Genomic DNA, 22,485 nt, shown 5'->3' with positions numbered 1-22,485 from the left:
TGATTAAATTCTGAAGCGAGTGCCACAAGAGTGGTGGATTTTATCTGTCGTCCTAAAATAGGCTACTTATTTATCGAGGATGCTACCAGACTGGGATGAGAAACCATGCTTTTCTTAAATGCTTATCCTGTAGCTGATGAATTACTTGTGCAATTAAGGACTCCTAGGAATTAATCGAACAGTGACTGATTCGGGAAATTACGGGTAGAGTGATGTCTTAGTTGTGGATGGCCCTGTAATCCAACTGGCTGACATTTTCGCAAAGACCGAATACAGCATTGCTCAGGATTAGGTTTTAAGCTGGGTTGTGAAATTGAACAGAGTGCGAAGGGACAAATCATCAAAACCACTGTCATGAAGGAAACATCTGTGACAGGAATTTTTGCTTGTGGTGATGTGGCGCGCTTGGGGGCGGTATCACTTGCAGTTGGTGATGGTACTCTGGCAGGCGTCGCTGCGCATCGTTCTTTAATTTTTGTTTAATCATAAAAAAGCTAGAGATTTACTCTAGCTTTTTTGTATTTGGAATGAAGCAGCTAGCTTAATGATTTTCCGAAGCATGGTTGATGGTGTATTTAGGAATTTCGATTTCTAAATCTTCATCCACAATTTTCACTTGGCAAGACAAACGTGAATCAGGTTCTAAGCCCCAAGCACGGTCGAGCAAGTCAGCTTCAACGTCATTCATCTCATCTAGGCTGTCAAAACCTTTACGAACAACCACATGGCAGGTTGTACATGCGGCAGACATATCGCAAGCATGTTCAATTTTAATGCCTTGTTTTAATAAACTCTGGCATAAATTGGCGTTTTGTTCGACTTCAAATTCTGCACCTTCAGGGCAAATTTGTGCATGAGGAAGAACTTTAATACGTGGCATATTGATCACCTATACCTTTAGTTTGAGTTTGACCAATCTTCGAGTTTCGTACCTTTTAAGGCATGGTCAATATGTCGGTTCATGCGAAGCGCAGCAAAGGCATCGCTGTGAATTTTAAGTTGCTGAACTGCATGTTCAATCGCTGCAAGGTCATCCGTTTTAAGACGGGCTTTTAACGCTTCAGCGGCAAGAATCAAGTCGCGAGCCTGTTGCTGAGAGAGTAGATCTGTATCTGCTTTCAGGGCTTGCTCTAATGCTTCTAGCTCACGTTGTGCTTCAACTTTGGTTTCTTGCAAGTGGCGAAGCTGTTTATCTTCCTCCGCATGCTGGAAACCTTCTACCAGTAAACGTTCGGTATCTGAAGCAGATAAACCATACGACGGTTTGATGTCGATTTTCGCTTGCACACCAGATGTAGTTTCTTTCGCAGAGACAGTCAGTAAGCCGTCTGCATCAACCTGGAATGTCACTTCAATACGCGCTTGACCTGCAGTCATTGGTGGAATGCCATGTAAGACAAAACGACCTAAGGAACGGCAATGCTCAACCAGATCGCGTTCACCTTGAACTACATGGATCAACATGGCAGTTTGGCCATCTTGATAAGTGGTAAATTCTTGACGGCGTGCAACAGGAATGGCGGTATTACGTGAAACCAGACGTTCCACCAAGCCACCCATGGTCTCTAAACCAAGAGAGAGTGGAGTCACATCAAGCAATAATGAACCATCTTGGCTATTGCCGATGAGCTGATTGGCAGTAATTGAAGCGCCAATTGCAACGACTTCATCCGGGTTAATGGTACATAGTGGTTCACGTTCAAATAAATCACGTACCGCTTTTTGTACAGCATAAGAACGTGTTGAACCGCCCACAAGTACCACATGCTCAATGTCATCGAGTTCAAGTTTGGCATCACGTAATACGCGTTTGCAGACACTCATGGTTTTATCGAGTGCGACTTGAATAATCGATTCAAAGGTCGGGCGGTCGAGTGTTAAGCGATCATCCAGTAATTTTAATTCGGCAGCATCGTGATCTGTTAAATGTTCTTTGGCTTGGCGTGCAGCAACAACGAATACCGCATATTCTTCATCGCTTAATGTTTCGATATTAAGCTGTTTTTTAGCCCATTTTACGATTAAACGATCAAGGTCATCTCCGCCCAGTGCTGTATGTCCACCCGTTGCGAGGACTTCAAATACACCTTGTGAGAAACGCAAGATTGAAACGTCAAACGTACCGCCGCCAAGGTCGTAAATCACATAGTTGCGGTCTGTACTGAGATTGGTCTCTTGATCCAGACCATATGCCACCGCAGCAGCAGTGGGTTCATTCAATAAGCGTAAAACATTGAGTCCAGCAAGCTGGGCTGCATCACGTGTTGCCTGACGTTGTGCTTCATCGAAATAAGCAGGAACGGTAATCACTGCACCATTGACAGGATTATTAAGGCTTGCTTCAGCACGATCTTTTAATTGTTTTAAGATCTCGGCAGAAATTTCGACCGGGGTTTTACGTCCAGCAGCCGTTTCAAATGCTGGCATTTCATTTTCTGCGCCAACAAGGGTATAAGGATGCTGGAATTTAATATCAGCTTGTGAACGACCCATAAAGCGTTTCACTGAAACAACTGTATTTTTGGGGTCGGTCATCATAAACGGTTTGGCTTCATAACCAAACGTTGTCAAATCTTTCGCGTAATGAACAATAGAGGGAAGTAGAACCCGATCTTGGTCATCATGTAGAACTTTCGGTTTTCCCGATAGCACTGTCGCCACTAAAGAGTGGGTTGTACCTAAGTCGATTCCGATCGCAATACGATGTTCGTGCGGTGCGGTAGATTGACCTGGTTCAGCAATTTGCAAAAGCGCCATGCGTACGGTATCCCTTGAAAATAATCGGTAACAGCGGATTAAAAATCATCGTCTAGATCGAAGCTATCTTCTTCGTCCAGCATGCGATCTTCAGCTTTATCAATATCATTCATGACACGTTGGAAAAAGCGTAGCTTACGAACAGTATCACGTGCCTCAGCCCAGTCTTCGTCAGCATAATCGAGTTTGAATTCGCGTACGAGGCCATCAATCCATTGCTGGATTTCAACTTTTAAGGTGCGAAGTTGCTCGGTTGAGGTGGCTTCGTCCAGTTGCTCGCGCATTTCGAGTGCAGATTGCAAAAACTCAAAATCATTGATGGACTGATCAAGATGATGATCTTGTTTTTTGAGGGCAAGCAGATAGGCAGCACGACTATCAACCAGTGATAACACTTTATAAGCCTGATTGATTTCGCTTGACTTGATCAGCGCCTGATCCTTGTCACTGGCTTTATCTGGATGATATTGCTGTTGCAAACTTAAAAACTGTTTTTTTAAAGCTGCTAAATCTATATCGAGTGCTTCTGGTAATTGGAACAACTCAAAATGATTCATGGGAGATGGATTCCGCTATTGATAAATACGTTAAAACAGTGCGGAACACACTGTTTTGACGAAAAGAAAGAGAGTAGTGGTTGAGATTAAACAGTGAATGATTCACCGCAACCACATTCACCTTTTTGGTTTGGGTTGTTAAACTCAAAGCCTTCATTTAGACCATTTTTAACATAATCCATCTCTAAACCATTGAGATAAACCAGGCTTTTAGGGTCTACAAAGACTTTAACGCCGAGTTGTTCAAATACTTGGTCGTGTGTGTCGATGTCATCGACAAACTCAAGTACATAAGCCAATCCAGAACAACCCGAAGTTTTCACACCAATACGAATGCCTTCACCCTTACCTCGGTTTTGCAGGTAATTGCTGATGTGAGTCGCAGCATTTTCAGTTAAATGGATCATGAAAACTCCAATGTTATTTCGGTCATCAATTAAGCTTTCGCTTTCTTACCGCGATAGTCTTCAATCGCAGCTTTGATTGCATCTTCAGCCAATACAGAGCAGTGTACTTTTACTGGTGGAAGTGCAAGCTCAGTTGCGATATCAATGTTTTTGATCGCTTGAGCTTCATCAAGTGTTTTGCCTTTTAACCATTCGGTTACAAGTGAACTTGAAGCGATGGCAGAACCACAGCCATAAGTTTTGAAGCGAGCTTCTTCAATTACGCCATTGTCATCGACTTGAATTTGTAAACGCATTACGTCGCCACAAGCAGGTGCACCGACCATACCTGTACCTACATTTTCTGCATTCTTGTCTAAAACACCAACATTACGAGGGTTTTCGTAATGATCAATTACCTTTTCGCTATAAGCCATGTCGCTTCTCCAAACCTCGGGGTCAGCCTAATATTAATATGAGGGTTAAAACATACTTTTCAATGAAGTGCTCAAAAGAGCACCTGATGAATTAGTGTTCAGCCCATTCAACTGTTGAAAGGTCGATACCTTCTTTGTACATATCCCAAAGCGGAGAAAGTTCACGTAATTTCTCAACAGCAGCTTTGGTAATGGTTAACACGTAGTCAATATCTGCTTCAGTGGTGTATTTACCGAAACTGAAACGGATTGAGCTATGTGCCAACTCGTCAGATAAACCTAAAGCACGTAATACATATGACGGCTCTAAAGTTGCAGAGGTACATGCAGAACCACTTGAAACAGCTGCATCTTTCAAGGCCATCATCAGTGACTCACCTTCAACGAAGTTGAAGCTGACATTTAGATAGTTAGCAACGTTTTGTGTTGGGTGACCATTCAAGAACACTTGTTCAAGGTCTTGTAAGCCATTCCAAAGCTTGTCGCGTAACTTGCGAATGCGCTCTTGTTCTGCTTGCATGGTTTTGCCAGCAATTTCAAAAGCTTCGCCCATACCAACAATTTGATGCGTCGCTAAAGTACCAGAACGCATACCACGTTCATGGCCACCACCGTGCATTTGCGCTTTTAAGCGAACACGTGGGCTACGGCGAACGTAAAGGGCACCAATACCTTTCGGGCCATAGACTTTATGACCAGAGAAGCTCATCAAATCAATTTTCATGGTTGAAAGATCAATTTCAACTTTACCAGCGGCTTGAGCTGCATCAACGTGGAAGAATGTTTTGTTCGCACGTGTTAATTCACCAATTGCAGCAACATCTGTCACAGTACCGATTTCGTTGTTTACCATCATGAGTGAAACAAGAATCGTATCTGGACGTAAAGCCGCCTGAACCATTTCAGGTGTAATTAACCCTGTACGCGGTTCTGGTTCTAAATAAGTAATTTCGAAACCTTGTTCTTCAAGCTCACGGCAAGGATCTAACACTGCTTTGTGTTCGATTTTACTTGTAATGATGTGTTTGCCTTTTGAACCGTAGAACTGAGCAATCCCTTTTAATGCCAGGTTGTCAGACTCGGTTGCACCAGAAGTCCAAACGATTTCGCGTGGATCTGCTTTGATTAGATTTGCAACTTGCTCACGTGCATACTCAGCTTTTTCTTCGGCTTGCCAACCATAGGCATGTGAACGTGACGCCGGGTTACCAAAAGTCCCCTCGAACGTTAAACATTCCATCATGCGTTCTGCAACTTCTGGCAGTACTGGCGTGGTTGCTGCGTAATCAAGATAAATTGGACGTTTCATGTCAAATACCTGTAACCGATAGAAGGGCTGAATCTAAACTTGGTGAATTCTGGCGTAATGCAACGGTTTGAACGTTGTCACGCGCAATCAAATCAGCAAGGGTGATTTTTGCAAGATAATCGGCAATATGGTGGGAGAGTTCTTGCCATAAGTCATGAGTCAAACACATTGCACCATTCTGGCAGTTACCCTTATGGTCACAACGCGTTGCATCAACAGTTTCATTTACAGCTTCGATGATTTCTAGCACAGTAATTTCACTTGCATTGCGCGCCAGGTGATAACCACCATTTGCACCGCGTACACTTGAAACTAACCCATGACGTTTAAGTTTCGCGAATAACTGTTCTAAATAAGCGACTGAGATGGATTGGCGTGCTGCTATTTCCGCAAGCGTGATCGTTTGTTCAGTTGGCTGCAAAGCTAAATCAAGTAGAGCAGTCACTGCGTAACGACCGCGAGTTGTAAGACGCATGATTCGGTACACATGGTTAGACTAGATGTTTAAATTTTATGAATTCCGACTAAAATAGTCAAGTTTTAAATTGCCAATCTGAGCGTGAAAAGTGAAATATATTGGAATTATTGTATCCACGTATTATAAACAAAAAAGGTGATGAAAATAAAGCTTAAAACAGCAAAGCTGATGTTGATTAAACGTTGACGTTTTTGCAGACGGTGGATGCGGTTTTGATACTGCTTGACTTCAACCAACAGCGTATTGATTTCCGAACGTTGTTGATCGATTTTATCCAGCAACGGGGCAATACGTTGTTGTGAAGCAACGGCTTCAGCCTCATCACTAAACCATTGTTTCCAGTTTGCCAGAATGCTTGTGAGAGTAAGATGTGGAAGTAAGTCCATAAACGCTTCAGTATGCGCGGCATCACCCAGAATGCGCATATTGGCAATGCTACGTTGATTGTTAAACACAAAAATTTTGATCAGGTCGATTAATGTGCTATTAATCTCCAAATCAATGGTGCGATCCAGGGCTTTCATATCAAACAGAAGACCTTTTTCGGTAAACTGGATATAAAAGTCGAAGAACGGGATATAGCTGTTAATCCTGATCGTGGTTTTCTGGTCGATTAACTTTTTGGCTTGCAGGCGTAATGCTGCATCATGCGTCAGGATGAAAGAGAAAAAAGTCTCTAAAACAATGATGACAATGTTGAGCAACAAATGCGGATGTTTATGTCTTTGTTGCGTATCACTCATAAGTCTCTTTTTCCTTGCCAATCAATCAATAAAAACAAAAAATCTGTAAACCTGAGTATCCTTACTCAATTGTTAAAAATAATTTACAGGACTTTCTTGCTTTGTAGAACAGTTTTTTAAAACGATCAAGTCTTAACTTTGATATTATAAAAACATTTTTATGGTCAAATACGACATACTGTTTGTAAAGTGCTTAGGAGTAATGGTCAATGGATAACTCAAATATAGAAAATCCTAATGAGGAAGCTGAAGTAAAAACTAAGCCAAAATCAAAGAGTTCTAAAAAATCTGCGTTGGATTTCAAAAAATATACACAACAGATCTGGCTGGCTGGGTTAGGTGCTTTTTCTCGTGCCGAAGAAGAAGGAAATAAATTGTTTGACTCACTGGTCAAGGTGGGTGAGGAGCTAGAATCAAAAACCGTCGATTTTGCTGACAATACGGTTGGCAAAGTGACAGAGAAGGCCAAAGAGTCGGTAACGGATACCAAAGACAAGGTTGAAAAGATTTTAGATACCAGTGTGAACCACTCGCTTAACCGGATTGGGCTGGTAACACCAAAGGATCTTCAGCACATTGAACAGTTGCTTGTACAACTGCATATCAAGGTTGATGCGTTGATCGAAGAAAATAATCAATTGAAGGCCAAATTGAATAAAAAGTAAAAAAAATGCAGGTAACTCGTCTGTTTATGTCGTATTTCAGTATTTATTTTAATTAAAAGGCCTTTCTAGTATTGCGTTATCCCCCAAAGCATTGCTATAAAGGCGTCATGGCCTTTTAAACTATAGCCTTGGATCTTAACAAACGATATTAAGAGGATATTTTTTATCATGAATAAATCAGAATTAATTGATGCGATTGCTGAAAAAGGGGGCGTGTCAAAATCGGATGCTGGTAAGGCACTCGATGCGACAATTGCATCAATCACTGAAGCACTTAAAAAGGGTGATACAGTTACTTTAGTTGGGTTCGGTACTTTCAGCGTTAAAGAACGTGCTGCTCGTACTGGCCGTAATCCTAAAACTGGCGAAGAGCTACAAATCAAAGCAAGTAAAGTACCTAGCTTCAAAGCTGGTAAGGGTTTAAAAGATTCGGTTGCGTAATCTTTTTAAATCAATAAACGCACCATTATGGGTGCGTTTTTTATTTATTGAATGAAAAACTTAATTTGATCTTTATTCTGCATTCATTCGCCTTTGTTTTTCAGTTAAAATTGCCCCGAAATAAAATATTGGAATTCTTATGGAATCGTTTCGTACTCTCATTAAGGGTTGGCTTGGCAAAGTCCTGTTAGTTTTGTTTTTGACGCCATTAGCGCTTGTCGGTATAGAAGGGTATTTTAGTGGTAGCAATAAAGCAGACGTTGCAAAATCAGTAAACGGTCAAGATATTTCTAATAAAGAATTAGAAAGTGCAACCAAAAACTATAAAGATCAATATTTATCACTGGTAAAAGGTGATGAATCACTTTTGAATTTACCTGTTATTCAAGAAAAAGCACTTGATGCATTGGTTGCCCGCTCATTGCTACAACAACAAGCTGAAAAGTTGGGGATGACTTTAAGCGATGTGCAGCTTGAGCAAATGTTGGCACAACAGCCAAGCTTCCAAGAAAATGGTAAATTTTCTCAAACCTTATATGAAAACTACCTGCGTTCTGTAGGAATGACCAATCAGGCCCTGATTGCCAGCTTACGTCAAGATCATGCGCTTAAAATGATTTCTACATCATTGATGGATTATGCTTTGGTGAGCAAGTCCGATGTGCAGCAGTTGGCAAATTTACAGACTGAACAGCGTACTTTGCATTTGGCGAGTATCAAGCTGGATGACTATAAGAAAGGCGTGACGGCTTCTAGTCAGGAAATTGCTGATTATTACAACAAGCATAAAAATGAATTTAAGCAGGTTGCAAGTGTTGATGTGGATTATGTGGTATTAACGCCAGCTTTGCTGCCTAAGGCAAACATTGCGGTGACTGATGCTGATCTTCAACAGGCATATACAGCTTTTGTTGATGAGAAGAAAAAAGCAGTTAAACCTCAAGTTAAACATATTCTCATTACCACAGATGCACGTGATGATGCGGCGGCTCAGAAGCTTGCAAATGAAGTCTATGCAAAAATTCAGGCAGGTGAATCATTTGCTCAGGCAGCAGCTCAATATTCGGAAGATCCAAGTTCTAAAACACAAGGTGGTTTAGTGGATGCGTATGCACCGGGTGTTTTCTCTGCTGACTTTGATAATGCAGTCAATGCATTAAAGAATGGTGAAATTTCTAAACCGGTTAAGACTCAGTATGGTTATCACATCATTCAAGCTGAATCACCAATGCTGAAATTACCTTCATTTGAAGCGGAAAAAGCGCGTTTAACTGCTGAAGTTGAGAAAAGCAAACTGGCGAATCAGTTTAGTGACACGGTAAATAGCTTAAATGAAATGGTCGTAGGGAATGATTCTCTAGAAGCGGTTGCCCAGGAAGTGAAGAGTGCGCGTATTGAATCTGCAAATGGCGTAACTTTGGCGACTGATAATCCATATTTGAGTGATTTAAGTGTTAAAGCTAAATTATTTAATGATGATGTGAAGAATGGTGACCGTAACGCGTCTTCAAATATTCAGTTGGCCAATGGTGATACGATCTGGATTAAAGTCCGTAACTATCATGCTGCAGGCGTTAAACCTTTGGATCAAGCGACTGCTGAAGTAAAAGCGAAAGTGATTGAAGCGAAGGCGTATAAAGCAGCGCAGGCGAAAATTGCCACCATCCTGAACGAGTTTAAAACTCAACCAGCCGCACAAGTGGTAGCAAAATCTCAAGTGAAGTTTGAAAATGCGGGTACTTTTGCACGTTCTCAAGGTTTAAAACGTCCGATTGAGCGTGCTGCATTTAGTATTCCAGCGCCAGCGAAAGAAGGCTTATGGTCTGCAACCACTGCGAAACTACCAAATGAATTGGTGATTGTTGCGGTTTCAAACGTGAATAGTCGTGTTGCGAGCACATTGCCAGCAGAACAGGTACAAGAGTTGAATAAGCTGTATCAGCAGTTCCGTGGGCAACAAATGCTTGAAGACTACACTGAATACTTAAAATCACAAGCGAAGATCAAATAACGGATTTGATCCCAGCATAAAAAAGCCAGTTGATATCAACTGGCTTTTTTATTGAGAGAAGAACACTTATTTTTTCTGAATAAATTTTGCTTCCTCAGATTGAGGGTATTGGCTTAACAGCTTGCTCTTATACTGACTGGCTAAGGCTGTATTTTTATCGACTTCTTTGGCAATGCTGTAAAGCTGATACACGGCACGTGATGCTCTTGCCGAGTTCGGGTAGCGTGTGGCAACAATATTATAGTTTTGCTTTGCAGATTTATAATCAACGGGATCAACTGCGAGATAAAACTCGGCTAGCCAGAAGTATGCATTTCCAATATAAATACCGTTGGGGTGGTTTTTAATAAAGTTTTGCATTGGCTGAATCGCTTTTTTTGCGCCGCCTTGTTTATAAGCATCAAGTGCAACGGTATAAGCTGCTTTTTCTAACTCGATTTGATCATTGGTTGTATTGCTGGCTGCCGCAGTATTGGTTTGTGGTTGAGTTGCTGGAGCTTGCTGGGTTGCAGGGGTGGTTTGTTGTGGTACTGGTGCAGCAGGAACGATCGCAGGAGCACTGGTATCTGCATTGGTTGATGCTGTTGTAGCAGAGGCATCTTGTGCTTCAGGATTGTCTTCAGGTGGATCAATTTTTTGTGAAAGTAGTTCTAAACGCTGGTCCAGATCGGTATAGCGATTGGTCAATTCTTTTTTTAATTGCTCGATGGCATTGTCATGTTCTTCAAGCTGACCACGCAACTTGCGGATTTCCTCTTCAAGCTTCTGGTTCTTTTGCATGATTTCCCAGTTCAGACTCGGCGTACCGGCAACCACATTACTGGCTTGTTGCTGGCTTAAAGCACGCGATTCAATAGGGACGTTGGCATATAAATGTGCACTACTGAGCAGGGCAATAAAAAGTACGGAATGCTTTTTTAGCATAAAAATTCATCCATAAGTTGAAATACAAAGCTGTGGTCGAACAAGTCTTCACTGTTTACTTGCAACACACCAGATATAGATTTTTGATTTAGCCATTAAAACAGCAACTCATTTAAATGCAATAAGCATTTACAATCTTCAAGCACTTTTGAAGAAATTAATCTGTTCCTGTTGAATGTTTGCACAGATCGAAAGTAAAAAGATAACAAATACGGACTGGTTGATGATGAATTAGGCAGTTGAGCTAAAAACTCACTGAAAAACAGAGACAAGTCTTGCAACTCAGGCAAAAATCTCTATACTTTGTCAGGCAATGGTAGCCCTGCTGGTAGCTTCGCAATTGTACTCTACGAACCCCGCCAGGACCGGAAGGTAGCAACGGTAGTAGAACTATGATGTGCCGAAGTCATGCTGGTAGGGCTGCCACCAGTTATTCTTCTTCGCTCGTTCGAGCAATCGCTTTCATAATCACACCCATATCAAAGCCACGGTATTGTAAAAACCGGATTTGTCTTGCCTTGATTTTCGGATCAGTTGCGACTTCTTTGCCAAATTTCTTTAGTTTCAGTTGATAGGCCTGATCAAGCCAGTCCACTTCTTGCAATTCTTCTGTAATCAGTTCTGCATCCAGCTGTTTGGCTTTAAGCGCCTGCTTGATGCGTTGTAGCCCTTTTCCTTTTCTTAACTGACTTGCCAAAGTCAGCTCGGCCACACGCTGGTCACTTTGATAATTATTCTGCGCAAGCTCCTCTACCAGCTTCTCGACTTCTTCTGGATTGATCGCATATTGATTGAGTTTGGCAATCAGTTCCGCCTGTGAATAGTCGCGACGTGTGAGCAGGGCAAAGGCATAAGAGCGTAGTCGTGTTCCGGTCAGGGTTTTAGGTTTTTCTGTTTTTTCACTATTAAACAAAATCGATTTCCTCATGAAAGAAAAACGCCCCGAAGGGCGTTTTAGCTTAACTTTCTAAAAAGTCTGGTTCTTCTTCATCTTCGGTTTGTGCAGCTTCAACATTGGTTTTAGTCAGAAGTTGCTCACGAATCTGTTTTTCAATCTCTTGCGCCATGGCTGGATTCTCTTCAAAATGACGAATCACATTGTTTTTACCTTGGCCAATTTTGTTGCCTTGGTAGGAATACCATGCGCCTGCTTTTTGTACGATATCTTGCTGAACCGCAAGATCAACCACTTCACCTAGCTGATTGGTACCTTTACCGTACATAATCTGGAACACTGCTTCTTTAAAAGGAGGTGCCATTTTATTTTTGACGACTTTAACGCGAGTTTCGTTACCGGTAATCTCATCGCCTTCTTTTACTGCACCAATACGACGGATATCTAAACGCACAGATGCATAGAATTTAAGTGCGTTACCGCCAGTGGTGGTTTCTGGGCTACCAAACATCACACCAATCTTCATACGGATCTGGTTAATGAAGATCACCATACAGTTAGAACGCTTTGCATTACCTGTGATTTTACGTAATGCCTGACTCATTAAACGTGCTTGTAGACCCATGTGTGAATCACCCATTTCGCCTTCAATTTCGGCTTTAGGAGTTAACGCAGCGACAGAGTCGACAACGATCAGGTCAATTGCCCCTGAACGTACCAGCATATCTGCGATTTCAAGCGCTTGTTCACCGTGATCGGGTTGAGAGACCAATAGGTTATCAATATCGACACCCAGCTTACGTGCGTATTCTGGATCTAATGCGTGTTCTGCATCGATAAATGCACACGTACCGCCATTTTTCTGACATTGCGCAATGGCTTGCAACGTCATGGTCGTTTTACCTGATGACTCAGGGCCGTAAATCTCGATGATACGGCCTTTAGGTAATCCGCCAATCCCTAATGCGATATCCAGTGTTAAAGAACCTGTAGAAACAGCTTCAACTGCCTGTACAGTGTTATCACCTAGGCGCATGACTGTATTTTTACCAAATTGTTTTTCAATCTGGCTTAACGCAGCTTGTAACGCCTTGCTTTTATTATCATCCATCTCAAAACCTCAAAACTTTATTTCTTAACGACTAACCCAAGTGGATGTATTGAATCTCAACTTGTTGGGACTTGAGTATAGTGGCAGATTCTCGTTGTTTATTCTACATCTGATCTCTGTCTATGCGACACAAGATGACGCACCCAAAATTAGAAAATTTTATTCATCATGATAAGACCATGACTGTACATTTTCCTGCTTAAAACGATTGATATCACGACGATCTTTTTTGCTTGGTCGATGATCTGGTCGGGCTAGATTATGCATTTTTCGTTGTGATGCATGCAACTCCCGACGTGCAATACTTTCAGCTGTTTCTTCATAAAGCAGTTGTGCAGCTGGCGCACCACCACGTACCGCTGAAAGGGCTTTCACCACTACGGTCTTTTTCTCGAAACCTTGCTGGATGGTCAGTTCCATACCAATACGCACGTCTCTAGAGACTTTGACACGATCATTATTATGGTGGACTTTACCGCCCTCTATCGCAGCTTTGGCAATTGAACGTGTTTTAAAAAAACGTGCAGCCCATAGCCATTTATCAATACGCATGGCATCCATGCTTTCTGGTTCATGCTGTCTTGGCATCTGTTACCTGTAGGTTGGGTTCAAGATAATCAAAAAGTTCAGTTAAGTGATCAAGTGCAGGATACGGTAATTCGGTTACAGCTCTGGCAGCTTTGCTGCTTGATGGCTGTAAAATGCTAAAGAGTTGGCGAATACCGAAATCTTCTGCGCTTTTGAGCACGGCAACGGTATCGTCAATAAAGACGGCCTGAGCCGGATCAAAGGGATGCAATTGCTGTAGTTTTTGCCAAAAAGCGGTTTCTTCTTTGGCGTGCCCGAGTTCTTCACTACTGATCATTACTTCAAAATAAGGGCGAAGTTCGACATTTTCAAGCTTCAATTGCAGGCCTGCACGATCGGCATTGGTCAGTAACCAGCAACGATAACCTTCGGCTTTGAGTTGCTGTAACAATTGATGGCAGCCAGCACGTGGGCCAATTTTCTGGCGATGTTGGTATTGAAGTTGCAGGACATCGACTCCGACTTTAGCCGTCCAGAACGCCGAAGAGTACCAAGATAGTGTATGCTTATGTTGTTGGTAAAACTGAAAGAGTGTTTGCTGACTTTGTTCCAGGCTGCATTGATGCACTTGAGCATGTCGCTCAGGCAAACAGTGATTCCAGATAAAGTCGTCAAATGCTAAATCGAGTAAAGTGCCATCCATGTCGAACATGGCAATCGGCTGCTGCTGTAAATCTGAATATGACATAAGGTTGGTCTATGTTTATTAAAACGCTTGCCCCACAAGATCAGTTAATTTCACAACTTGTTCCGATCATGGCGCAGGCTAGTCAACTATTGCTGGAAGAATACCAAAGTTATTGTGCCGGGTGCGAGTTTAATATTCAGGAAAAGAGTGATGATTCTCCGGTAACGCAGGCGGATCTGAAAGTGAATCATTTTTTAATGAAGCATTTAGCGACAGTCACGCCGCAACTGCCGGTATTGTCGGAAGAGAGTGATTATTCGGCGCGGTCTGCTTGGCAACGCTGCTGGATGCTGGACCCTTTAGATGGCACCAAGGAATTTATCCATGAGCGTGATGAATTCACCATTAATCTGAGTCTGATTGAGGATGACCGGACTACATTTGCGATCATTGCCGTGCCATGTGAGCAGGTGATGTATATCGGCTATACCTCACAATTGCCTTATAAATATAGTTTTAGTCGACAAGAATGGTTTCAGTACCAGATTGAAGAACATGACTTCTCAGTACCCCTGCAAATTGGCCTAAGCCATAACAGCAAAAATCCGAAGTATAAAAACTTTATGCAACCGATCTTGCAACATCGCGCTATTGAGCGCCGCGAAGCGGGCAGCGCCTATAAATTTTGTATGATGCTGGAAGGTGAAATTGATATTTATCCTCGCTTTCATCCCACCTCGGAATGGGATACCAGTTCAGGGCAGGCTTTACTGGAAAGCATTGGTGGTGGTCTGATGACGCTGGATCAAAAGCCTTTTTTATATAATCAGCGTGAAACGGTTTTAAATGGCGGTTTTATCGCATTTCGAGATCAGCATTGCAAAAAAATTGCTTATGAGGCTCTGGCACTTTCTGGCATTTTGGATTGAGAGTCATTCCACTCATGCTATAGTGGGTTAAATCCGAATTTGTGTATGAATATGGCCCTGCATTTATTGCCGAAAAGTATGTTCGAAGCAATTGATTTATTACCTGATGCTTCAACCCCTGTCACCTTGTTTACCCGACACTCCTTGCGCGAGTTGGTGGATGGGCAGGGCTTGGCGGGTTATGATCTGCAATTGACAGAGCCTGGGCGTGATCTGGCCTATGCTTGGGGAGAATATTTAAGCCAACATAGCGATCGGGCCATTCAGCATTGTATTTCAAGTCCAATTCAACGTTGTGTCGATACCGCAGCCTTAATGATCGAAGGGGCGGACCAGACCCGCAAAGCAGTGAATACCCATCGTATTGAAATTGTGGAACAGCGTTTACTGGTTGAACCAGGAAGCTTTGTGCTGGACATTCAACAGGCGGCGCCCTATTTCCGTAAGCAGGGCGCTTTGGGCTTTATTAACAGTTTTGTGAATAATGCACTGCCAGGGATGAAACACCCGATTACGGGCGTATTTGATGTCTTGGAACTGCTTTACCATACTCATCCCACCCAACAAAATAGCCTAAGTCTAGCGGTAAGTCATGACACGATTCTTGCGGCTATCATTGCCGTTATTTCCGGCAAAAACCAGATTGAGCAAACAGATTGGCCTGCGATGATGGAAGGTTTGTTTGTCTGGTTCGAAGGCGATGATTTTGCCGAGAGCCAGTTAAAATGGATTTGGCGTGGCGAGAAAAATGTTTTGAATATCAAACAGTTTTTAAATCCGAAATAAGGTCGGTCACATACAATCTGGCGTGAAAAAAAAGCGGTAAGGCGCTTCACTTCTTAATATCTATCTAACTTTCTTGGTAAAACGCTGAATCCAGAAGCTCGACAGGAGCTGGCAATCTGAATAACTCAATAGCGTTAGCGGCATTTACCGGTTTTTTGTCCTTCAATACTGCTTAGATTGGTTTTTAGTCTAGTAGATGCAGAGCACTGCAGATCCCCAGAAATAACCGATTTTTCCAAGTGAATCATGGTTGTGGTCTGCGCTGCATGTACATCACCACTCACACTTGAGTTGATTAAGCGAACAGCTTTGGCTTGATTCGCTTGTATGCTGCCCTGAACGGATGAACTGTTTAGAATCAGGCTGGCATCTTTTTGAATATTTACATCGCCTTCAATGGAGGCGTTATTCACGGTACAAGTGGCGCCAGCTGGAATAGTAAGATCACTGAGCGTATTGTTATCAATGGTGCTATTGCATGTTGCTGCAAAGGAAAGGCTACAAGATAAAGCAAATGTGGTGGGAATAATGACTTTCCAGATTTTATTCATGATGCTCTCCAGCATGTGTTATCTAATTATTTATATACACTTCAATTTAAATTAATTTTATTTTCATAAAGTAGAGCGTTTAAGTTGTAGAAATGTAGTTGGGCATTGGTCTGATCGTGATGCTATACCCGCGTTTATTATTTTAAAATTACAATAAATTAAGTGGGCGATGTTGAATGGGAAAAATTAACTTCGCATTAAGTAGATTAAGTTGTTAATATTATAAATATATGATTTATATTAATTTTAATTAATTAACAGAATTTATCATTAACGATAATCTGACAAGTTTTTCTTGGGGAAATGTGATGCAATTACAACTTAAACATTTAACGGCCTGTTTGCTGTCCATGATGCTGGTGGCTTGCGGTGGTGGATCAGATGACAGCAGTACAACACATCATACTGAGCCACCGAAGAATGATAATACAACGGCTGGAGGTGGCAGTCTGGTGCCAGACGATGGAAGCAGTGAGTTGCCAGGCGATGGGACACCTGAGACACCGAATCAAGGTGGTGGTACGACAACAGATACGCCATCGATACCTCCTGTTATGGAAAAGTATCCTGAACCTAATAAGGATATGATCGATGAAGCGGTTTTGGGCTTTTATGATTACGATAAACTCGGACTGCCAAGAATATTACGCAATGATTTAAATGGCGGATTTGCTGCAATGTTGCAATTTGCACAAAGCCATGTGGTCAATCCTAACCAGAATGAAAAAAATTCAATGCCACGCTTAACTGCGGAAAAAGATGCGTTGTTACTGGTGACACCATTGGCGGAAATGGGTGATCTGCAGACATTAAATGTCGAAATTTATCGGGATAATCAACTGCTTCGAACGGTTAAATTGAAAGAACCCTCAAGAATTGCAGCTTCGGATCAATCCAATACGGATGCGCGCCCGCCTGTCAGTTATTCAACGCGGGCATGGACTGTCGCATTGAAATGGCATGAAATCCGCGCAGGTCTGCATCTTCGGGTGATTGATCCACTGAATAATCGTAGTGGTGATTTAACAGCAGACAAGATTGATCTGGCCGCACCCGGTGAGTTGGTGCTACAGAATATTCGTTTAGGCTTATTAACCGATCCGCCGAAATCAACAGGGCATTATATGCTGCTTGAGCCAGCCAAAGCAGGCACTGATTATTTCCAGACCATTCCAGCGGCGCGTATGATCGTTGCAAAATATGATGATTTAAAACTCGATAGGGTCATGGTTGCAAGCGGTGTTATTTATGACACAGCCAGTGCCACAACAGGGGATGTATATAGCGGTGATATGCGTGAAAATACCGCCAAGTCCACTTTCGGTGTCGGCATTAATCTCGCCAACTGGGGCGTCACCAGTGCGTCAATGGCCAGTCAGGAGCAACCCCAGCTGACTCAAAGCGTGGTGGCGCATTATGCACGCGGGAAATATAGCAATGGTGAGGCAACGCATGGCCTAAGTGGCGGTAATGGTATGTTGACCTTAATTGATTCTGTGGGCAATGAGTTTAGCCACGAGATCGGACATCACTATGGGCTTGGACATTATCCTGGCGCTGAGGGGACGAATATGTTCTGGGCTGCGCACCATGCGGACAGTGGCTGGGGGTATATCGCCTTTAGAAACAAAATGCGTGGCAATCTTAACTGGACCAATAGCAATCTAGGCGATGGTACCAATGGCGTACCGAACTTCCTGAATAAATATGCCTATGGTTGGGATGCGATGTCGGGCGGCGCAACGGCCAGTAGTATTTCCAGATATACCCATTACACCGGTTATAGCACCTACCTAAAAATTCAGCCTGCTTTTGATCGTTATGTATGGGATGCGAGTTCGCCAACCGGTTATAAAAAGTGGAATGCCAGTACCCGTATGATGGAGGTTGCACAGCCTAAAACGCCAAATTCAAGTAATGTCTGGTATAACCGTGCCGATGGTAACTATCTAAAACCAAGAATGTTTGGTGTGCCTGTGTATACGATTTTAGGGGGGTATGATCCAGAGGCACAAGTTGGGTTGATTTATCCGGCAGCAAAAGGAAACTGGGGGAATGTATTTGAGCTACCGCAAGTAAATCCAGCTGCTGCAACCGCAAATTGCTGGCTCAATGTGCAGTTTGTAAGTGCAACACAAAATATTGCTTTGGCACCGCAGCGCATGAATGGTAATGCAAATAAGTTTCATATTAATTTGGCACAAAGTGAGGCACCACAGCAGGTCAAGCTTTATTGTAAAAAGGCCAATCAGGCAGCAGTTTTATTGTCGAGTATGTCGATTCCTGTTAATACGCCTGCTTTAGCTCCAGCAGTTGATATTGGTAAAGAGGCCGAATATTCAGCTTTAAGAGCAATTGAGTTACCGCAGCTGGAACAGGCTTTGCTCGAAAATAAGAATAAGCGGGTTGTGAACCTCTCACCTGAAGCTAGATTGCTGTTTGATTCATATCGAAGCTTTAAGGATCAGTTATCCTCAGATGCGCAAACGGAAATGATGCGTTATACCCAGCAGCAAATTAAGCTTTATCGTGTAAATCGCTGGATCAATGTCTATCGCTCAGACTTGACCAATTTAAATGCCGATGCATTAACTGCGTTCCGTGCTTTTGTTGAAAAGTTAGAGCTTAAAGGTGATTTGAATTTTGCATCAAGTACCAGTTTATTAAACAGAACCAATTGTTTAAAAGCCGAGAAATTGGCAAATGGACAGCTCAATGCCTTTATTAGTGGGCCGACGGGTTGTGTTGGGGATGATTCGGAAAAATGGGTTTATGATGCCTTGGGCAAAATCCATAACAAGCAATATATTGATCACTGCCTAACCACTACGGCTGGAAATGTGATTAATCTGATGCCATGTCGTACTGCAAATAGTCAGGTGTGGGAGATGGATACTGTTGCGCAGGCAATAAAGCAGTCAAATCAGTGTTTTGATCTGGAAGGTGGGTATCTAACTAATAATCGTGCACGTTTAATCCGTTATCGCTGCACCAATGGGGCCAATCAGAAATGGAGTATTCCAGTGATGAATCATAGTTTGCTACTTGCAGGACTATCTGCCAAGAATTTGCCGATCGCCGCTAAGGCCTTAGTCGTCAGCCCTTCATCGCGATAAGCTTTAATCTGGGTTTTATTGGTCAAGAATATGAAGCGCTTCGGGGCTTCATATTTTTTATAACGCATTCTATGTCCTAAAAAGTTAAAAAATAATAAAAACTGATCTTTTAAAGTCGGACTTTTTTCGTCATGATAGGAAAATAAAAAGAGAAAACCGACACATAATTGGATAAAAAGATGTTATCAAACACGATTTATTTATGGGAGCCTGAGATTTTTACAGGCAAAGTACCCGCAGAAGATGATTCTCAACAGGTTGCTTTTGAATTGCATCAGCAATATTGCAATATTTCCAGTCATGGTAAAACGTTGCAGGCATGGTTGGAGTTATTTTCCAATAAAATTTGTGATCCACAATATCAAGACTATTTTTCTGAACCTACTCAACAGTGGCTGCAAAAGATCAAGCTGCAATTTGCGCAGGGCATAGGTGCCAGCGTGCGTCTGGATGCATTAATACAAGAAGCTCAAAATGATGCGGTGTATCGGGTTTTTTATGAAACAGTCCAGCAGACCGGGGTCGGATTTTATGAGCCGAATTATAATGTGTGGGCGATTGGTGAATTGCAGTCTCCTGAAAATGCCGTATCAAATATGCTGCAACCGTATTTATTAGAGCCATTAGAGTTAAAACAAATTCAGCCTGTACAAGATGCGAAATCGCTGTTGCAAACAGGTGATTTTGAGATGCCACATAATATGGCCGCCGCAGAGCAACTGATTGGTCAATGGTTTGAACAGCAGGAAGATACCCGGCATCTCAAGCTTGATGTGTTTAATGTAGCGCATGATTTTATATCAAACTGGGGGAATATTGGTCGACCGGAGCTGGCGCTGGATACGGGTTACCGGTGTTTTTTATTGACCCAGAAACAGCTGGGTGTGTTTTATCAATTGAAGATGGTGCTGAGAAAACTGACCATTAGTCCCATGCTGTCTTTTGCAATGGATTTTACCGATCGTTTTATTCCTCAGCACTTGCAGGAGCAGTTATCTGAACGGTTGATTTTTAGGCTGCGTTCGATGGATGTGCATCGGCGTGCTAATGGGGAATATAGTCCAGAACCTTGTTTTGCATTAACGGGACGTTGGGAAAGCAAGGCCAATATTCAGGATTTCTTTAAACAGCTAGATGCTTATATTGCTTTTATCTTTACGCATCTGGGGCACGGGAAGCTGGAAGCGCTGCAAGCGTGGGCCTATGGCGATATGCCTAAAGACTTTATGGTGGATCTGGATTTTCGATTTGAGTTAATGATGATTGCACTGAGTCAGGATCATGATTATCTAAATGAGCGCTATCAGTTTTATAAACGGTCTTTTACTCAGCACAATGCGCGTGCGAGTGATCTGGGGTTGCTCGAGGAAAGTTATAAGTTCTGTCAGAAACTGATGCTGCTTGTGAAAGAGGCGGGAACAGGTTTACAGCCATATTTGAAAAACTGAAGACAATAAAAAAGCCCGAAAATTCGGGCTTTTTTATATGCATCAAATTAGTTAGCTAATGCTTTAACTTGAGCGTTCAAGCGGCTCTTATGACGAGCAGCTTTGTTTTTGTGGATGATGCCTTTATCAGCCATACGGTCGATTACAGGAACAGCTTTTTTGTAAGCTTCTGTAGCAACAGTATAATCACCAGCAGCGATCGCATTTACAGTACGTTTGATGTAAGTACGAACCATAGAACGCAAGCTTGCGTTGTGTTTACGTGCTTTAACGTTTTGACGAGCACGTTTTTTAGCTTGAGCAGAGTTTGCCACTCGTGCACTCCTTGAAAATAAGTTGGTCTGGGCGGGCTGAAGTTAAAACCAAAATAACATTGGCAACATTCACCAGCCCGTAAACAAGTGCCATATTTTGAGGAAACTAAGCCCCGAAGTCAAGTCTTGTGATACTTTTAAGTACATTTAACAGGTGATAATCGTCCAATAAAACGTTACATTAAGCCTAGTCATGGCTTGGAAGAATTAAAAATGAGAATAGGCGATAAAAAAGCAATTGTAATTGGTGCGACAGGACTGGTCGGTCAGGCGTTAGTGGATGAACTGCAGCAAGCAGAAGATTTTGACACGATTACCGTAGTTGTTAGAAAAAGTTCAGAAACATTAAACGCTTATAGCAAGGTCACCCAGCTGGTTCTGGAAGACTTCCTGTTATTGAATGATGAAGATGTCAGTGCCTATACCCATGCCTTTAGTTGCTTGGGAAGCACCATTAAACAGGCGGGTTCCAAAGACGCTTTTTATGCGATTGATTATGAAATCAATGCGCATTTTGCTGATTTGATTCAGGATAAAAATATTCATTTATTGCTGGTAAGTGCGTTGGGAGCGAACGCAAATTCGCCGATTTTCTATAATAAAGTCAAAGGTGAACTGGAAAATTACCTGAAGAGCCTGTCAATTTATAAGCTATCAATTTTCCAGCCCTCACTTTTAATCGGCAAACGTAGTGAAGTTCGCCTGCTTGAAGATCTGGCACAGACAGCATTTAAACTGGTCGAAAAAACCTGGACTCGGCCGTTTAAACTTAAACCTGTTACAGCAGAACAATTGGCGCATACTATGCGGGTTGCAGCACAAACACAGACTGCCGCATTCAAAGTCTACGATAACCTGAGTATACAACAAAGCAAATAATGGAGAATTTCAGTGACGACAATTCCTTTTGTAACCTGTGATTTGTTAGATGATAACCCGGAAAAAGAGCTACAAGTGGTCATCCCGTCTTTAGATGGTAAATTCTTTAAAAGCTATGGCGCGCGTAAAACCTTTGGCGGTCAGGTGGTGACTGTAAAGTGTTTTGAAGATAACTCACGTGTGAAAGAACTCTTGGCAACCGACGGTACAGGGAAAGTACTGGTAGTCGATGGCGGTGCATCAATGCGTTGTGCCTTGATGGGAGACATGATTGCCGAGTCTGCAGTGAAACATCGCTGGAACGGGGTGGTGATCTATGGCTGTGTCCGTGATGTGGATGCACTTGCAGAACTGGATTTGGGGGTACATGCCTTGGCTGCAATCCCGCAAAAAAGTAATCGTAAAGGCATAGGCGAAGTCGATGTTAGCTTGTATTTTGGTAGTGTAACAATCAACTCAGGCGATTATATCTACGCAGATAATAACGGCATTGTGATTGCAAAAGAAAAATTAGTCGACTGCTAAAAGGAGA

24 protein-coding genes, 1 other RNA gene and 1 pseudogene are annotated in these 22,485 nt (G+C 42.4%); 11 read left to right on the top strand and 15 right to left on the bottom strand.

Annotation, left to right across the window (positions count from 1 at the left end):
* Positions 1-61 precede the first annotated feature (61 nt).
* A pseudogene (locus ACNQO6_RS00905) lies at positions 62-483 on the top strand (NAD(P)/FAD-dependent oxidoreductase); the annotation flags it as partial.
* A 58-nt stretch (positions 484-541) separates the two neighbouring features.
* Here the strand turns inward: ACNQO6_RS00905 and fdx are convergent.
* The 8 genes from fdx to ACNQO6_RS00865 all read right to left on the bottom strand — a co-directional run bounded on the left by fdx (position 542) and on the right by ACNQO6_RS00865 (position 6,667).
* On the bottom strand, positions 542-880 hold the full coding sequence (gene fdx / locus ACNQO6_RS00900; RefSeq protein ID WP_004771669.1) for an ISC system 2Fe-2S type ferredoxin: 339 nt from the start codon (positions 878-880) through the stop codon (positions 542-544).
* A 17-nt stretch (positions 881-897) separates the two neighbouring features.
* Complete coding sequence (gene hscA / locus ACNQO6_RS00895; RefSeq protein ID WP_440207828.1) at positions 898-2,757, bottom strand: Fe-S protein assembly chaperone HscA; 1,860 nt, start codon at positions 2,755-2,757, stop codon at positions 898-900.
* A 38-nt stretch (positions 2,758-2,795) separates the two neighbouring features.
* The gene (gene hscB / locus ACNQO6_RS00890; protein WP_440207827.1) at positions 2,796-3,314 is read right to left on the bottom strand and encodes a Fe-S protein assembly co-chaperone HscB; all 519 of its coding nucleotides are present in this window, start codon (positions 3,312-3,314) and stop codon (positions 2,796-2,798) included.
* Between the two features lie 86 nt (positions 3,315-3,400).
* Positions 3,401-3,721: an iron-sulfur cluster assembly protein IscA gene (gene iscA / locus ACNQO6_RS00885; protein ID WP_004661460.1), complete on the bottom strand. Its 321-nt coding sequence runs from the start codon at positions 3,719-3,721 to the stop codon at positions 3,401-3,403.
* 29 nt (positions 3,722-3,750) lie between these two features.
* Positions 3,751-4,137: a Fe-S cluster assembly scaffold IscU gene (gene iscU / locus ACNQO6_RS00880; protein ID WP_004639432.1), complete on the bottom strand. Its 387-nt coding sequence runs from the start codon at positions 4,135-4,137 to the stop codon at positions 3,751-3,753.
* A gap of 91 nt (positions 4,138-4,228) precedes the next feature.
* Positions 4,229-5,446, bottom strand: a complete 1,218-nt coding sequence (locus ACNQO6_RS00875; RefSeq protein ID WP_004771672.1) for an IscS subfamily cysteine desulfurase — start codon at positions 5,444-5,446, stop codon at positions 4,229-4,231.
* 1 nt (position 5,447) lies between these two features.
* Complete coding sequence (locus tag ACNQO6_RS00870) at positions 5,448-5,921, bottom strand: Rrf2 family transcriptional regulator (RefSeq protein WP_004771673.1); 474 nt, start codon at positions 5,919-5,921, stop codon at positions 5,448-5,450.
* Positions 5,922-6,028: 107 nt separating this feature from the next.
* Positions 6,029-6,667 carry a hypothetical protein gene (locus tag ACNQO6_RS00865; protein ID WP_440207826.1) on the bottom strand — a complete coding sequence of 213 codons (639 nt, stop codon included), beginning with the start codon at positions 6,665-6,667 and terminating at the stop codon, positions 6,029-6,031.
* Between the two features lie 209 nt (positions 6,668-6,876).
* Here ACNQO6_RS00865 and ACNQO6_RS00860 point away from each other — a divergent pair, with 209 nt between their 5' ends.
* The 3 genes from ACNQO6_RS00860 to ACNQO6_RS00850 all read left to right on the top strand — a co-directional run bounded on the left by ACNQO6_RS00860 (position 6,877) and on the right by ACNQO6_RS00850 (position 9,784).
* Positions 6,877-7,332, top strand: a complete 456-nt coding sequence (locus tag ACNQO6_RS00860; RefSeq protein WP_004771675.1) for a phasin family protein — start codon at positions 6,877-6,879, stop codon at positions 7,330-7,332.
* 168 nt (positions 7,333-7,500) lie between these two features.
* On the top strand, positions 7,501-7,773 hold the full coding sequence (locus ACNQO6_RS00855) for an HU family DNA-binding protein (protein WP_004639426.1): 273 nt from the start codon (positions 7,501-7,503) through the stop codon (positions 7,771-7,773).
* Positions 7,774-7,912: 139 nt separating this feature from the next.
* Positions 7,913-9,784 carry a SurA N-terminal domain-containing protein gene (locus tag ACNQO6_RS00850; RefSeq protein WP_440207825.1) on the top strand — a complete coding sequence of 624 codons (1,872 nt, stop codon included), beginning with the start codon at positions 7,913-7,915 and terminating at the stop codon, positions 9,782-9,784.
* 66 nt (positions 9,785-9,850) lie between these two features.
* Here the strand turns inward: ACNQO6_RS00850 and ACNQO6_RS00845 are convergent, their stop codons facing one another.
* Entirely contained in the window at positions 9,851-10,708 is an 858-nt protein-coding gene (locus ACNQO6_RS00845; protein ID WP_440207824.1) for a YbgF trimerization domain-containing protein, read from the bottom strand.
* A 323-nt stretch (positions 10,709-11,031) separates the two neighbouring features.
* Between ACNQO6_RS00845 and ffs the strand changes: the two genes are divergently transcribed.
* An RNA gene (gene ffs / locus ACNQO6_RS00840) (signal recognition particle sRNA small type) lies at positions 11,032-11,128 on the top strand.
* Positions 11,129-11,138: 10 nt separating this feature from the next.
* Here ffs and ACNQO6_RS00835 read toward each other — a convergent pair.
* The 4 genes from ACNQO6_RS00835 to ACNQO6_RS00820 all read right to left on the bottom strand — a co-directional run bounded on the left by ACNQO6_RS00835 (position 11,139) and on the right by ACNQO6_RS00820 (position 13,990).
* Positions 11,139-11,621 carry a regulatory protein RecX gene (locus ACNQO6_RS00835; protein ID WP_343581483.1) on the bottom strand — a complete coding sequence of 161 codons (483 nt, stop codon included), beginning with the start codon at positions 11,619-11,621 and terminating at the stop codon, positions 11,139-11,141.
* A gap of 46 nt (positions 11,622-11,667) precedes the next feature.
* Positions 11,668-12,714 carry a recombinase RecA gene (recA, locus tag ACNQO6_RS00830; RefSeq protein WP_005229770.1) on the bottom strand — a complete coding sequence of 349 codons (1,047 nt, stop codon included), beginning with the start codon at positions 12,712-12,714 and terminating at the stop codon, positions 11,668-11,670.
* Between the two features lie 159 nt (positions 12,715-12,873).
* The gene (locus ACNQO6_RS00825; RefSeq protein WP_005229771.1) at positions 12,874-13,302 is read right to left on the bottom strand and encodes an RNA-binding S4 domain-containing protein; all 429 of its coding nucleotides are present in this window, start codon (positions 13,300-13,302) and stop codon (positions 12,874-12,876) included.
* Positions 13,286-13,990 carry an HAD-IA family hydrolase gene (locus tag ACNQO6_RS00820; RefSeq protein ID WP_343581484.1) on the bottom strand — a complete coding sequence of 235 codons (705 nt, stop codon included), beginning with the start codon at positions 13,988-13,990 and terminating at the stop codon, positions 13,286-13,288. The genes ACNQO6_RS00825 and ACNQO6_RS00820 overlap by 17 nt, the downstream gene beginning before the upstream one ends.
* 11 nt (positions 13,991-14,001) lie before the next feature.
* On the opposite strand from ACNQO6_RS00820, the gene ACNQO6_RS00815 reads away from it, so the two are divergent.
* Together ACNQO6_RS00815 and ACNQO6_RS00810 are read left to right on the top strand one after the other, a co-directional pair.
* Positions 14,002-14,859 (top strand): 3'(2'),5'-bisphosphate nucleotidase CysQ family protein, encoded by an 858-nt coding sequence (locus tag ACNQO6_RS00815; RefSeq protein WP_440207823.1) that lies wholly within the window; start codon positions 14,002-14,004, stop codon positions 14,857-14,859.
* A 51-nt stretch (positions 14,860-14,910) separates the two neighbouring features.
* Positions 14,911-15,645, top strand: coding sequence for a histidine phosphatase family protein (locus tag ACNQO6_RS00810; RefSeq protein WP_440208059.1), 735 nt, complete (start codon positions 14,911-14,913; stop codon positions 15,643-15,645).
* Between the two features lie 134 nt (positions 15,646-15,779).
* Here the strand turns inward: ACNQO6_RS00810 and ACNQO6_RS00805 are convergent, their stop codons facing one another.
* Entirely contained in the window at positions 15,780-16,196 is a 417-nt protein-coding gene (locus tag ACNQO6_RS00805) for a hypothetical protein (RefSeq protein ID WP_440207822.1), read from the bottom strand.
* A gap of 308 nt (positions 16,197-16,504) precedes the next feature.
* Here ACNQO6_RS00805 and ACNQO6_RS00800 point away from each other — a divergent pair, with 308 nt between their 5' ends.
* Positions 16,505-19,312, top strand: a complete 2,808-nt coding sequence (locus ACNQO6_RS00800) for a M66 family metalloprotease (RefSeq protein ID WP_440207821.1) — start codon at positions 16,505-16,507, stop codon at positions 19,310-19,312.
* 179 nt (positions 19,313-19,491) lie between these two features.
* A complete protein-coding gene (locus ACNQO6_RS00795; RefSeq protein ID WP_440207820.1) occupies positions 19,492-20,760 on the top strand; it encodes a hypothetical protein in 1,269 nt (422 codons plus the stop codon).
* Positions 20,761-20,807: 47 nt separating this feature from the next.
* Here the strand turns inward: ACNQO6_RS00795 and rpsT are convergent, their stop codons facing one another.
* Positions 20,808-21,074: a 30S ribosomal protein S20 gene (gene rpsT, locus ACNQO6_RS00790; protein ID WP_004771687.1), complete on the bottom strand. Its 267-nt coding sequence runs from the start codon at positions 21,072-21,074 to the stop codon at positions 20,808-20,810.
* A 213-nt stretch (positions 21,075-21,287) separates the two neighbouring features.
* Between rpsT and ACNQO6_RS00785 the strand changes: the two genes are divergently transcribed.
* Together ACNQO6_RS00785 and rraA are read left to right on the top strand one after the other, a co-directional pair.
* Positions 21,288-21,953, top strand: coding sequence for an NAD(P)H-binding protein (locus ACNQO6_RS00785; RefSeq protein WP_440207819.1), 666 nt, complete (start codon positions 21,288-21,290; stop codon positions 21,951-21,953).
* A 12-nt stretch (positions 21,954-21,965) separates the two neighbouring features.
* Positions 21,966-22,478: a ribonuclease E activity regulator RraA gene (gene rraA, locus ACNQO6_RS00780; RefSeq protein WP_440207818.1), complete on the top strand. Its 513-nt coding sequence runs from the start codon at positions 21,966-21,968 to the stop codon at positions 22,476-22,478.
* The last annotated feature ends 7 nt before the right edge of the window (positions 22,479-22,485 follow it).

Source organism: Acinetobacter calcoaceticus, assembly GCF_051947995.1.
Lineage (GTDB): Bacteria > Pseudomonadota > Gammaproteobacteria > Pseudomonadales > Moraxellaceae > Acinetobacter.
The sequence above is the reverse complement of the archived record's forward strand: the minus strand, read 5'-3'. Positions and strand labels throughout refer to the sequence as shown.